Source organism: Flagellimonas sp. L-11 (assembly GCF_056857735.1).
This window is the reverse complement of record NZ_JBSXNR010000053.1, coordinates 76,833-88,843: the sequence shown is the minus strand read 5'-3', so window position 1 is coordinate 88,843 and position 12,011 is coordinate 76,833. Positions and strand designations below refer to the sequence as shown.

General features: G+C 42.0%; 13 protein-coding genes and 1 pseudogene. 3 read left to right on the top strand and 11 right to left on the bottom strand.

What is annotated here, in order from left to right; genetic code table 11:
• From AC13CC_RS08430 to AC13CC_RS08420, 3 genes and pseudogenes are all read right to left on the bottom strand, one after another.
• Positions 1-249, bottom strand: a pseudogene (locus AC13CC_RS08430) (xanthine dehydrogenase family protein molybdopterin-binding subunit); the annotation flags it as partial.
• 19 nt (positions 250-268) lie between these two features.
• Complete coding sequence (locus AC13CC_RS08425) at positions 269-733, bottom strand: (2Fe-2S)-binding protein (protein WP_482876098.1); 465 nt, start codon at positions 731-733, stop codon at positions 269-271.
• Positions 734-814: 81 nt separating this feature from the next.
• A complete protein-coding gene (locus AC13CC_RS08420; RefSeq protein WP_326278159.1) occupies positions 815-1,267 on the bottom strand; it encodes a nuclear transport factor 2 family protein in 453 nt (150 codons plus the stop codon).
• Between the two features lie 222 nt (positions 1,268-1,489).
• Here AC13CC_RS08420 and AC13CC_RS08415 point away from each other — a divergent pair, with 222 nt between their 5' ends.
• Positions 1,490-2,401, top strand: a complete 912-nt coding sequence (locus tag AC13CC_RS08415; protein WP_482876100.1) for a helix-turn-helix domain-containing protein — start codon at positions 1,490-1,492, stop codon at positions 2,399-2,401.
• Between the two features lie 492 nt (positions 2,402-2,893).
• Here the strand turns inward: AC13CC_RS08415 and AC13CC_RS08410 are convergent, their stop codons facing one another.
• Positions 2,894-3,412 (bottom strand): DUF5004 domain-containing protein, encoded by a 519-nt coding sequence (locus AC13CC_RS08410; RefSeq protein ID WP_482876102.1) that lies wholly within the window; start codon positions 3,410-3,412, stop codon positions 2,894-2,896.
• A gap of 185 nt (positions 3,413-3,597) precedes the next feature.
• Between AC13CC_RS08410 and AC13CC_RS08405 the strand changes: the two genes are divergently transcribed.
• Positions 3,598-3,843 (top strand): hypothetical protein, encoded by a 246-nt coding sequence (locus AC13CC_RS08405; RefSeq protein ID WP_326278162.1) that lies wholly within the window; start codon positions 3,598-3,600, stop codon positions 3,841-3,843.
• Here AC13CC_RS08405 and AC13CC_RS08400 read toward each other — a convergent pair.
• The gene (locus AC13CC_RS08400; RefSeq protein ID WP_482876104.1) at positions 3,830-4,594 is read right to left on the bottom strand and encodes a 3-keto-disaccharide hydrolase; all 765 of its coding nucleotides are present in this window, start codon (positions 4,592-4,594) and stop codon (positions 3,830-3,832) included. The genes AC13CC_RS08405 and AC13CC_RS08400 overlap by 14 nt on opposite strands.
• Positions 4,595-4,759: 165 nt before the next feature.
• On the opposite strand from AC13CC_RS08400, the gene trxA reads away from it, so the two are divergent.
• On the top strand, positions 4,760-5,059 hold the full coding sequence (gene trxA, locus AC13CC_RS08395; protein ID WP_163626072.1) for a thioredoxin: 300 nt from the start codon (positions 4,760-4,762) through the stop codon (positions 5,057-5,059).
• Positions 5,060-5,070: 11 nt separating this feature from the next.
• Here the strand turns inward: trxA and AC13CC_RS08390 are convergent, their stop codons facing one another.
• The 6 genes from AC13CC_RS08390 to AC13CC_RS08365 all read right to left on the bottom strand — a co-directional run bounded on the left by AC13CC_RS08390 (position 5,071) and on the right by AC13CC_RS08365 (position 12,008).
• On the bottom strand, positions 5,071-5,931 hold the full coding sequence (locus AC13CC_RS08390; protein ID WP_482876106.1) for a universal stress protein: 861 nt from the start codon (positions 5,929-5,931) through the stop codon (positions 5,071-5,073).
• Positions 5,932-5,935: 4 nt separating this feature from the next.
• The gene (locus AC13CC_RS08385; protein WP_482876108.1) at positions 5,936-6,781 is read right to left on the bottom strand and encodes a universal stress protein; all 846 of its coding nucleotides are present in this window, start codon (positions 6,779-6,781) and stop codon (positions 5,936-5,938) included.
• A 166-nt stretch (positions 6,782-6,947) separates the two neighbouring features.
• On the bottom strand, positions 6,948-8,567 hold the full coding sequence (locus tag AC13CC_RS08380) for a sodium:solute symporter (RefSeq protein ID WP_326278166.1): 1,620 nt from the start codon (positions 8,565-8,567) through the stop codon (positions 6,948-6,950).
• A 6-nt stretch (positions 8,568-8,573) separates the two neighbouring features.
• Entirely contained in the window at positions 8,574-9,764 is a 1,191-nt protein-coding gene (locus AC13CC_RS08375; protein ID WP_482876110.1) for an aldose epimerase family protein, read from the bottom strand.
• Positions 9,765-9,786: 22 nt separating this feature from the next.
• Positions 9,787-11,292, bottom strand: a complete 1,506-nt coding sequence (gene araA / locus AC13CC_RS08370) for an L-arabinose isomerase (RefSeq protein ID WP_482876112.1) — start codon at positions 11,290-11,292, stop codon at positions 9,787-9,789.
• 14 nt (positions 11,293-11,306) lie between these two features.
• A complete protein-coding gene (locus AC13CC_RS08365) occupies positions 11,307-12,008 on the bottom strand; it encodes an L-ribulose-5-phosphate 4-epimerase (RefSeq protein ID WP_482876113.1) in 702 nt (233 codons plus the stop codon).
• Positions 12,009-12,011 lie beyond the last annotated feature (3 nt).

Below are 12,011 nucleotides of genomic sequence, written 5' to 3'. Positions count from 1 at the left end.
CATGGAGGTAATGACCCCTTGTCCAAATTCGGGATTGGGTGCCATTATGGTCACCAGTCCGTTATCGCCTATTCTTAGGTAGGCATTGATCTCGAACCACTCGTCTGGCATTTCCCGAGCGGCCATTTTTTCGGCATCCTTAGGCCTACAGGAATTCAACATGCTGAACCCAAGTACCAATCCGCCACTGGCCAGACTTGTATTTCTGATGAAGGCGCGGCGGCCCATTTGTGTCTTTATCCTTGCCATCTTCTGAATTTCTTAATGATTAAACGTTTTCCTGGTTAGCGGCAGTTTTGATCGCCTTTTTGATCCTTGTATAGGTACCACAGCGGCAAATGTTGCCGTTCATGGCCATCTCGATCTCCTGGTCCGTTGGATTGGGGTTCTTCTTCAACAGGGCGGATGCCGTCATGATCTGTCCTGCTTGGCAATAGCCGCATTGGGGCACATCAACTTCCAACCAGGCTTTTTGAACGGGATGGTCCCCATTTTCAGACAGTCCCTCGATTGTGGTTATTTCTTGGTTCCCCACGGAAGAGACCGTCAGCATACAGGATCGTGTCGCCACATCCCCAAGATGTACGGTGCATGCCCCGCATTGTGCGATACCACATCCGTATTTGGTCCCGACCATGTTCAAATGGTCCCGCAATACCCAAAGCAGGGGTGTATTAGGGTCTACATCTACATCACGCTGTTTCCCATTGATATTTAAAGTGTATGTTGCCATGATAAAAAATTGTTCCTTTTAAAGTTATCGAAATTCTTTTAAAGTGCCCTCGTTGTTTAGAGCCTTTGAAGAATTGTTGTGTCAATGTTCAATTTTATGGGTATCGCGGACACTGCTAAAAGTAAGGTCCAACAGCTTCCAGTCACCGCCCTCTTTTTTATAGAATTCGGTCACCGTAAACTCATTGGACACATCATTGCCACGAACATGGGCCACAAGGGTGATCCTGTTCCAAAGCACGGCGGTGTCATTGCCAAAAAGCTCGACGGCCACATCGTGGACATCTGCCTGTTTGTACCAGATACTTCCCGATTCAATGATTTCGAGTTCCCTGTCCTTTTTCCACGAACCGCTCATGTGCACAAATTTGGCCTTGTCATGAAAAAGAGATTCCAGTTTGTCCACATCCTTGTCCGCCATCCATTGCCATTTTGTTTTGGAAAGCTCCTTGATTTCTTGTTCAATTGCAGCGTCCTGTGCGTAGAATGACATGTTGATCATCACTAAAAAAATTCCAATCAATACTGTTTTCATTTTGAAAAGTTTACAACTGTTGTAATTCATATTGTTTATCCAAAATTCAATTTTGTCGCTATATTTATGGTAATTGAATCCTCAATACCCAAACATAAACATTAATTTTAGTGGCAAACCAACCCAGATTACGGTTATACTTACCATAACTACAGAATTCAGAAGGGGGTGTTTGATTTACTGGTAATCAACAGCTTATATTTATCAAAATTTAATACTTATATGCAAGATGTATTGACCATTAACACCATAGGTGATTATCTCGCTTTGAGAAAACAGGAAGTCCTGCACCCATTGGTGGGCATAGTCGACTTTAAGCATATTGTCGAAGAAGGAAACACGATTAAGGGATACGACTCCCTACATTTTAATTGTTACGCTATCTTTATTAAGGATACCAAGGGATGTAAGATAAAGTATGGGGGCAAGGACTATGATTATGATGAGGGGACCTTGGTTTTTATAGCGCCGAATCAGACTATTGGTTTGGGGAATTATTCCCCCAATTACAAACCCGAAGGGTATGCGCTTCTTTTTCACCCAGATTTATTGCTGGGGACAGAATTGGGTCACAAAATCCATTCCTATAGCTTTTTTGCATACTCCAGTAACGAGGCACTTCACCTTTCCACAAAGGAACGAAGGGTGATTTTGAGCTTGTTGGAAAAAATTCAGTTTGAATTGGAACAGACCATTGACAAACACAGTAAAAAGCTGATTGTATCAAACATCGAACTGTTTTTGGACTATTGTACGCGTTTCTATGACCGTCAGTTCTTGACGCGAGAAATTGAAAATATAGGCTCTCTGGAGAAGTTCGAAAAATTGTTGAACGATTACTTTGCATCGGACCAACCCCAAAAATACGGTACTCCATCGGTTGGTTACTTTGCAGAATGCCTGCACCTTTCTTCCAATTACTTTGGCGATTTGGTTAAAAAAGAGACTGGGAAATCCGCGCAGGAGTATATCCAGAACAAACTCATTGAGGTAGCCAAAGAAAGAGTTTTTGACCCCAATAAATCGGTTAGTGAAATAGCGTATGGACTAGGGTTTAAATATCCACAGCATTTTACCAGACTTTTTAAGCAACGGGTTGGACATTCCCCTAGTGAATTCAGGAATTTGAATTAGCTATTGACAGCTCCAGGCAAAGCATGATTTATTACATCTGTATTATTGTTCCCAGGAGGTAAAGCCACTTCAGAAAAGGCTATGGTTACATAAAATCTGTCTGCCATAGCGGAAACCAAAAGCAACGGAAAAGAAACAAACAGTAACCGAAAGATATTTTTCATTCTTTTGAGGTTATATTAAAATCTAAAAAATTACCTTCAGTACCATGTCGACAAAGAAACGAATTGCACAAATGATAGGCCGTCCAGAACAAGGTATCATCATTTTTAAACCTTCTCCGTTTAATAGGGGTATCTGACCTGAGCTGTTTCTGGATGTCCGGATTTATGAACATGCAACATCTTAAAATCAGCACCATCAAATACAAGAATCATTACAAAATTTGGACAAAGCATAGCATCCGCCCCTAAAAAAGGCAACAAAAAAAAGAGGCTAAAAAGCAGCCTCTTTATTGATTATGTCTTGGACATCGAATAAAGTTTCTTTATGCTAGGGCATTAAGGAGTATGTAAAATCAATTCTTGTTTGGACCACAGTTCCTGTCACCTCTGTTACACTGTAAATTTCTGAAAAAGTGAATTGAGAGGAATCCTCGTTAAATTCCAGGACAGTGGTTTGCAAACTACAGGAAGATACCAGACTAAGGTTTTGAGACGCCAATTCCCATGTTCCTGTTGATGCAGCAATGTACTCACAATCTTCTTCATATTTCCCCAGTTCGTAAGCATACGACCTATCTTCCCCAAATGTATAAGAAGCATCTTTTTTACATTCAGCGTATTGTGCAAACAGGTCAGTGGATGGGTTGTCCGTGTTATCATCGGTCAAATCCAATTCTTTGGCAGCTACAATTCCAGAAAGTACCCACTCCCCTACCAATTTTTGCTCATTGGCACTAAGATCTCCCGTAAAATCTTCGGCACATTCCACCCCGTCATCCGAAGTACACGATAGAAGCATTGCACCAATACAAATCAAGATTCCAGCATTAAAAAGCTTTTCTTTCATTTCGATTTAAATTTTATTGTTTAATAAATGATGGGCAAGAGTGTAAATGGTTGTGTGCAAATGCTAAAAAATCCCTTGCCAAAACTTCATCCAATTAAGACGGTCAATGTCCATTAACCGGTTTTGGGCCGAGTTCACAAAATCGCATAAAATTAAATCTAAAAAGAGCGGGTACCTGTGTTTATGTGAACAAAAAGTCCATTGCCTATTTTCCCTATATTGAACAAGAGGATGATGAAATTGCGGATGAGTTATGGCATAATTCCAAGGACAGGCTCAAGAAACTCACAGAAAAAAGAAGCCCAATGTATTTATTGATGGTAAAATTTCTATTTTTTCCGCAATGGAAGTACTACCGGAAAACTGCTGATGAGCGCTCCGAAAGTTCCCTAACTAGTGATCTGATGAAGGATTTGCTTAGAGTTCCCTGATCTTTATATTTCGGAACCAAGTTTCAAAATACCAATACTGCAGTGCTATTTTGCCCTCGGTGGTCCGGCCAAACTCAGGATATTTGGAAAAATGGGTCTCAGCGATCCTTTCTTTCCATTCAGGTGTGCTGAAATCTTCCTCAGCAGTGAGAACCCCATTCAGGTAAAACGCTACTTTCCCGTCCACTTGTTTTATTCGGGTCTTGTTCCACTCCCCTTGTTTTACCTCCACTTTATTTTGCTGAGGCTGAAAAACGTACAAACAACCCGGCCTTTTCTCTGGTACATCGTAATCCATGTGGTCCGCTCCCAACATTTGATATTCCGGGCCACTTTGCCATGCGGTTGGAACATCCGGCATTTCCTGTACGTTGATGAAAATTCCGCTATTTCCGTTCCCAGCCACCTTCCATTCCAATACTAGTTCATAATCTTCATAAGGCTGATCGGTAACCAAATCGCCTGCCGTTAAAGATTCATCGCCGGTATTGCTATGCAATTCACCATCCACAACCTCCCAAACCGAATTGGCGTTGGGATCGTTGTACAGATGCCATCCATCCATCGTCTCTCCATCAAAAAGCAACTTCCATCCTTCTTTCCTTTCCACATCCAATAATTGGTTATGGACAGCATTTTCCATGGCAGCTTTTTTGGTTCGCCAAGTATTGGACTCTTCTTTTTTGTTCTCGCCCTTACAGGAAGCCAGCACCAATAATGCGATAATACATCGGGTAATTCTTGAATACATTTGTGGTTTAGTTTGATTTATAGTGCAGTGGCTAAAGATAAAAAAAGAAATTCATCCAATGTTGCCCAGATATATATCAATACAATTTTTGATGGTTAAGTGACTTAAGTCACTTTGGGAAAAATCGGGTTTTTATAAATTGCAGTCTATAATTTTTTAGAAACAATGAAAGGAAATTTTGCAGCTTTGATCAACAGCGACCAATTAACGCTAGTGGATTTTTCGGCAGAATGGTGTGGTCCCTGTAAAATGTTGGCCCCAATTTTAAAACAGGTAAAAGATGAAATGGGCGATGATCTAAAAATTGTGAAAATAGACGTCGATAAAAACCAAAGCCTTGCCAACACCTACCAAGTAAGGGGTGTTCCCACAATGATCTTCTTTAAAAACGGCGAACAACTCTGGAGAAAATCCGGAGTACTCCAAAAGGGGGAAATTGTGCAATTGGCAAAATCGTTCTTGTAATCTTGTACCGATTATTCAAATAAGTGGATGACCAAAAAAGGCACCTTGGAACTAAAACTTACTTTTTTGATGACAGGTTCCCGTGTCAACCTTTCAAAGAAAGTATGGTTTTGATTGATCATTACAACCATATCAATGGTTTTGTCTTTTTCAACCAATTGCTGAATGGCATTGTTAACTGAAGTGTCCTTTTCCACCTCAATAAATTCGTAGTCAATGGATTTAAGGCGGTTTTTCAATCCTTTTTTGGAAGCTTTTTGTTCAGGGGCCAGTGCATCCAAACTGCCTACATGGGCTATCCATAATTTAGCTTTGAAATGTTCGACGAAATTCAAAAGTGGTTTCAGTTCGTAGTTTTCAAAAAGATGCTCATAACCCGTTGCCAATAGTATGGCATCTATTTCTTTGTCTATTTGATAATCATCCGGCACCGCAATAACAGGACAAAAATCCACTTCCTTGATAACTTTATAGGTATTGCTTCCCATAAAGACTTCTTTTAATCCCGAGGCCCCTTTGGTTCCCATAATAACGTAATCAATCTCCTCGCGATAGACTGTCTTTCCAATGGCATTGACAAGGTTATCCGGAACCGAACGGGCAATAAATGTATGTTCTGGGTTTTTGTCAAAGCTTTTTATTTTTTCCAATTCCCTTTTGAGGTCACGGTCGGATTGTTCCTTGATCAAATTGTACAAACGGGTATCGTTGGCTCCCGCCATTTTGGTTGATAAACCAGAGGCACCCACCTGATAAGAATTCAGGATAAAAAAATCACAGGGAACATCCTTAAAGATCGTCAAAGCATAAGCAATGGCGTTCCAAGCATTATTGGAAAAGTCCGTGGGCAATATGATCCGTTTTTTCTTCACGATTTTATCTCTTAATGTTCTGCATTACCATAAATGGTATTTTAATCTTCAATCCCAGTAAATCTACTGTCGACCTATAGAGCATATCCTCAAAAAAGGAGTGCCTAGAGTTCAACATAACCAGCATCCCTGCGTCTTTTTGCTCAATTTGCTCCAGAATGACCCCTGCTTTGTTTTTAACAGGCGTTGTCTCAAAATGGAGGTAGCTATTGGCCAAGGCTTCTTCCAAAAACAACTTGTTATCTTCTTGTCGAGGACTGAGTTCCTCAAAATCCGTTATGTACAAACAGTATACCTTGGACTTAAACTTACCGGCCAGGTCACCTAAAAGTTTTAACTCCCTTCGCTTATAAGGAAGCAAATAATCTGTTGGAAAAAGAATGGCCTTAGGTTGTCTGTACTCGAAATCTTCCGGTATGGCCAGCACCGGACACTTTACATATTTAAAAATCTCTATGGTGAAACTCCCGAATGTGGTTTTGTGATCGCTGGTCTCCCCTTTGGTTCCCATGATCACCACATCAATGTTCATTTCATCCACAAAATCATTTATACTATCCACTAGATTGTCAAAACGTGCTACGGTCTCAAAATTGTGCAAGGGGTTTGGTGGTTCTCCAATTACGGAATTGACCAATTCATCCAATTTCTTTACCGTTTGTTCCCTTTTCTCTTCTTTCAGTTTCCCAACACCCTCCAACACTGCCGTTTTATACTTGCCGTATACCTCCTCACCATAGGCGTGCAGCACAAAAAAACAAGCGCGCTCACATTTAAAAAGCTCTTGTGCATATTGCAGGGCATGCAAAGCATTTTTGGAAAAATCGGTAGGAATCAATACGGTTTTCATGGGTATCTCGCTTTTATCAAAGATAAATCGATGAAAACGTATAAAAAATGACCTAGGTCACGATATGGATGGAAAATATCTTAACATCCTTTATTTTGAGGGACTTCCATAAAACAATAGTGCCCCTTAAAAGGAGCACTATTTATACTATATATTCTAATAGTTATTATTTACCATTGAACCATATCATCACATAGGCAACGATAGCTATAATAATGACAGAAATGGCAATATCTTTCCAATTGTAGCTGCTTTTGTTCTTCTTTCTTTCTTCATCTGAAATAGTGGCATAGGTAAGGTTCTTTAGCTTTTCATCCGATGGTGCCGGGGTAGCATAACTCACGACCACAATCAATATAATGCAGAAAAGGAAGAACCATGATGCAAAGGACAAGAAGTTCATATCCCCTAAAAGGAACCAGAAACTTCCGGGATCCAATGAATCTTTGACCAACTCAAGAACAATCCTTAAAGCCCCAACGATAAATCCAACCACCATGGTTACAAATGCGCCCTGTGAGTTGATTCGTTTATGGAAAATACCCAGTAAGAACACCGCCGTAATCGGAGGCGCAATATAAGATTGGACGCTTTGCAGATATTCGTAGAGCACCCCGGAGATATTGGCCATGATCGGAATCCAAATAATACCGATAATCACAACTATTATTGTTGCGATCTGACCTGTTCGCACCAATTTTTTCTCTGGCGCATTGGGTCTTAGTTTTTTATAGATGTCCACCGTAAACAAGGTAGAGCACGAATTAAATACGGAAGCCAAAGAACTCATCAAAGCGGCCAAAAGTCCTGCTGCCACCAAACCTCGAAGTCCCGATGGCAACAAGTTACTCATCAAAACCGGGAATGCTTCATCAGGACTGTCCCAGTGCAATTCTCCCCTCATCTTTAAGGTAAGGGCGATCACACCTGGAATCAAGAACAAGAATACAGGGAAGAGCTTTAACAAAGCACCAAAAATCGTTCCTCGCCTACCTTCTTTAATATTCTTTGCGGTTAAGGCACGCTGCACAATATATTGGTCCGTACACCAATACCAAATACCGGTAATGGTACTGGCAATTAAAAGTGATGGCCAAGGAAAATCAGGGTCTGAGGCCGACCTCCACATGTTAAGGTATTCAGGGGTTACGGTTTCTTTCATACTTTCCCATCCGCCTACATGGTCTAAACCAATAAATGTTAGGGCCGCGGCTCCTATTACCAAGATAATGGCCTGCAAGGTTTCTGTATATACCACGGCACGCATACCTCCAAGCACAGTATAAATCCCTGTAAGCACAACGGTTGCTATGGCACCTGTCCAAAAGTCGATACCCAATAATGCCGACACCACTACTCCACCAGCATAAATGGTTACGGAAATTTTGGTGAGCACATAGGCCACAATGGAAAATACGGAGAGAATCCATCTGGCCCTTGCGTCAAATCGTTTTTCCAAAAATTCGGGCATGGTAAACACTCCCGCTCTTGCATAGAAGGGCAAGAACACCCAACCAAGAATAAGAACGATCCAAGCCTGTATTTCGTAAATGAGCATGGGCAAACGGTCCCCTGCACCAGCTCCTGCCAATCCCACAACATGCTCCGAACCAATATTCGATGCGAAAATTGAAGCACCAACAACAAACCATCCCACATTTCTACCTGCCAAGAAATAATCCTCGGTGTTGTTCTCTTTTTTTCGGATTACCCATAGGGCTATTCCTAGAAGTACCAGAAAATACATGGATATGGCAATCCAATCAAAAGTATCCAGCGTCTGCATAATAGTTTATTGTTTGGTTGATAGTCTGAACATGGTCCTAGTAGAATACGTTTCCCCGGGATTTAACCTAACTGAGGGAAAATTAGCTTGGTTAGGGCTATCTGGATAATGTTGTGTTTCCAAACAGAACCCAGAACGTTTCCCGTAGACACCCCCATCCTTTGCCGGTAATGTGCCATCCAAAAAGTTTCCGCTGTAAAATTGTATGCCCGGCTCATTGGTATACACCTCTAACAATCTACCCGTGTTGGGATGGTACGCCGAAGCTGCCAAACCAAAATCTTCTTCTCCCTCGTTGAGCACCCAACAATGGTCGTATCCTCCCCCAAGGTCCAACTGTTCATTGTCGGCCTCTATCTCTTCTCCGATGGATTTAGGCTCTTTAAAGTCAAAAGGAGTTCCAGCAACTTCCCTAAATTCCCCTGTTGGGATCAAACCTCCATCAACCGGCAGGTACGTATCTGCATTCAAATAGATCTCATGGTCCAAAACGGGCTTGGAAAGTTGCCCCGAAAGATTAAAATAACTGTGTTGTGTTAAGTTAACTACCGTTGGTTTGTCCGTAACAGCTTCATATTGGATATCCAATTCGTTCTCATTGGTAAGGGTATAAGTAACTTTTACATCCAATTTCCCAGGGTATCCTTCTTCCCCATCTTCACTGGTGTAGGTAAGCTCCAAAGTCGCTCCCGCTCCTGTATTTTTGGGTATAGCGTTCCAAATTACCTTATCGAATCCTTTTTCCCCTCCGTGAAGGTGATTGTTACCATCGTTCGTGGCCAGCGTGTAGGTCTCGCCATCCAAAGAAAACTTCCCTTTGGCAATACGATTCCCATACCGCCCAATAAGTGCTCCAAAGTATGGGCTACCATCAAGGTATTGTTCCAAACGATCAAAACCTAGGACTATATCCTCATAGTTTCCCTGTTTATCGGGGGCCGTCCAACGAGTGATGATACCACCATAGGTGATGACATCCACTTCCATTCCTGCTTCATTTTTTAAAGTGAATTTCTTCACCTTTGTGCCATCGGGCATTTCCCCAAAAATGGTTTCTTCAATGGGGTTTTGTTCACTTTCAGTTTTTGCGGTTTCCATTTCTGACTGGCTTTCTTTTTTGTTTTGCTTACAGCCCATAGTTGTAAAGACCAAAAGTAAAACACAGTAAAATATAGAAGGTTTGGCTATCCTCATCATTTATAGTTTTATGTTAGTTTGATTACATTCCATGCTGAAACAAATGATAGTATGCTTCGTTGGCATGGAGTTGATCTTTAAATGCTCTAAGTTTCGTGTCCGAATCTATGACTAAAAGTTCTATTCCGAAAATATCGGCGAAATCTTCCATGTATTCGGTGGTCAATGCTTGTGTATACACGGTATGGTGCGCCCCACCAGCATGAATCCATGCGGTAGCGGCAACATCCAGATTTGGTTTTGCATCCCAGAGCACACGTGCCACGGGCAGTTTTGGCAAATCGGCCATAGGCTCCACTGCCTCCACTTCGTTCACGATCAAACGGAACCTATTGCCCATATCGATCAATGATGCATTCAGCGCTTCTCCCGCTGGTGAATCAAAAACCAATCGCACAGGGTCTTCTTTGCCTCCGATGCCCAAGGGATGCACTTCGCAAGATGGTTTTGCACTGGCAATGGAAGGACAGATCTCCAACATATGCGAACCCAGTACATAATCTTTTTCAGGGGTGAAGTGGTAGGTATAGTCCTCCATGAACGAAGTTCCACCGTCCAATCCGTCGGCCATTACTTTCATGGTTCTTACCATGGCAGCGGTTTTCCAATCGCCTTCGCCACCAAAACCATATCCGTCGGCCATTAAACGTTGTACTGCAAGGCCTGGCAACTGTTTCAAGGCACCAAGATTCTCGAAGGTATCGGTAAAGGCCTTGAACCCGCCTTCATCCAAAAAGGTGCGAAGTCCCAATTCAATTTTTGCCGAATCTATCAAGGATTGACGTTGTGCTCCATTTTTTTGAAGGGATTCCGACAAATTGTAACTGGCTTCGTATTCATCAACCAATTGATCAACGGCATGTTGGTCCAATCCATCAATAATATTGGTTATATCTGACGAATCATAACCGTTCACAGCTACGCCAAAACGCATCTGGGCGGCGACCTTATCGCCTTCGGTAACTGCAACTTCACGCATATTATCGCCAATACGGGCTACTTTCATGTGCTGCAATTCGTCAGCCCCCAAAGCAACTCTCGCCCAAACAGCCAGTTTTTGTTGCACGCGCTCATCTTTCCAATGACCCACCACTACTTTGCGATTTTTGCGCATTCTGGACATCATAAATCCAAACTCACGGTCACCATGCGCGGATTGATTCAGGTTCATAAAGTCCATATCAATATTGTCCCAAGGGATTTCAGCATTAAATTGCGTATGTAGATGACACAATGGCTTACTCAATATCTTAAGGCCGGCAATCCACATTTTTGCCGGTGAAAAGGTATGCATCCATGCTACCAAACCAATACAGGATGGATTGTTGCTCGCTTCACGACAAAGAGCGGTTATTTCTTGCGGTGTGGTAACAATAGGTTTAAAAACCAAGGAGACAGGCAATTTCCCGGCTGCATTCAAGCCATCAACAATATTTTTTGAATTACTGGCCACTTGTTTTAAGGTTTCGGGACCATATAAATGTTGGCTTCCTGTTACAAACCAGATCTCTTTTTTGGATATTTTCATTTACTGTAATTTTTTTATTGACCGTAGTAAGCATTTTTTCCGTGCTTACGTTCATAGTGTTTTTTTATTAGTGAATCTTTTAATCTAGGCGCTTGGGGGTTTATCTGTAAGGTCAAGTAGGCCATTTGGGCCACTGTCTCCAACACTTTGGTATTGTAAACCGCCTTGGCCGCGTTTTTGCCCCAAGCAAATGGGCCATGGTTTCCAATGAGTATCATTTCAACCTCGTTGTAATCCAAATTTCTTTCCTTGAAGCAATCCAAGATTTGGATGCCCGTATTGTGCTCGTAATTTCCTTCTATCAGTTCACCTGCCATCGGCGGGGCACAGGGAATATCCTGGGTAAGGTGATCGGCATGTGTGGTTCCAAAAATTGGAATATCCCTTTGCGCCTGCGCCCAGGAAACGGAATACATGGCGTGGGTATGGGCCACCCCCCCAATATTTTCCCATTTTTTATAAAGATAACCATGGGTTTTGGTGTCGGATGATGGCCTAAGGTTTCCTTCAACCACATTATTATCATAATCCACAATTACGATATCCGCTGGTTTTAGGGTTTCGTATGGCACACCACTGGGTTTTATAGCGAAAACAGCATTGTCCCTGTCCACGGCACTTACATTACCAAAGGTGTATATGACCAACCCCAGGGCATTGATTTCCATGTTCGCCTCGTAGCATTCTTCCTTAAGCGATTTGTATTTTGAGCTCATGGC

Excerpts from the sequence above, each read along its gene's own strand:
- AC13CC_RS08425 (WP_482876098.1), bottom strand. The coding sequence starts at position 733 with ATGGCAACATACACTTTAAATATCAATGGGAAACAGCGTGATGTAGAT.
- AC13CC_RS08420 (WP_326278159.1), bottom strand. The coding sequence starts at position 1,267 with ATGAAAACAGTATTGATTGGAATTTTTTTAGTGATGATCAACATGTCA.
- AC13CC_RS08415 (WP_482876100.1), top strand. The coding sequence starts at position 1,490 with ATGCAAGATGTATTGACCATTAACACCATAGGTGATTATCTCGCTTTG.
- AC13CC_RS08410 (WP_482876102.1), bottom strand. The coding sequence starts at position 3,412 with ATGAAAGAAAAGCTTTTTAATGCTGGAATCTTGATTTGTATTGGTGCA.
- AC13CC_RS08400 (WP_482876104.1), bottom strand. The coding sequence starts at position 4,594 with ATGTATTCAAGAATTACCCGATGTATTATCGCATTATTGGTGCTGGCT.
- trxA (WP_163626072.1), top strand. The coding sequence starts at position 4,760 with ATGAAAGGAAATTTTGCAGCTTTGATCAACAGCGACCAATTAACGCTA.
- AC13CC_RS08385 (WP_482876108.1), bottom strand. The coding sequence starts at position 6,781 with ATGAAAACCGTATTGATTCCTACCGATTTTTCCAAAAATGCTTTGCAT.
- AC13CC_RS08380 (WP_326278166.1), bottom strand. The coding sequence starts at position 8,567 with ATGCAGACGCTGGATACTTTTGATTGGATTGCCATATCCATGTATTTT.
- AC13CC_RS08375 (WP_482876110.1), bottom strand. The coding sequence starts at position 9,764 with ATGATGAGGATAGCCAAACCTTCTATATTTTACTGTGTTTTACTTTTG.
- araA (WP_482876112.1), bottom strand. The coding sequence starts at position 11,292 with ATGAAAATATCCAAAAAAGAGATCTGGTTTGTAACAGGAAGCCAACAT.
- AC13CC_RS08365 (WP_482876113.1), bottom strand. The coding sequence starts at position 12,008 with ATGAGCTCAAAATACAAATCGCTTAAGGAAGAATGCTACGAGGCGAAC.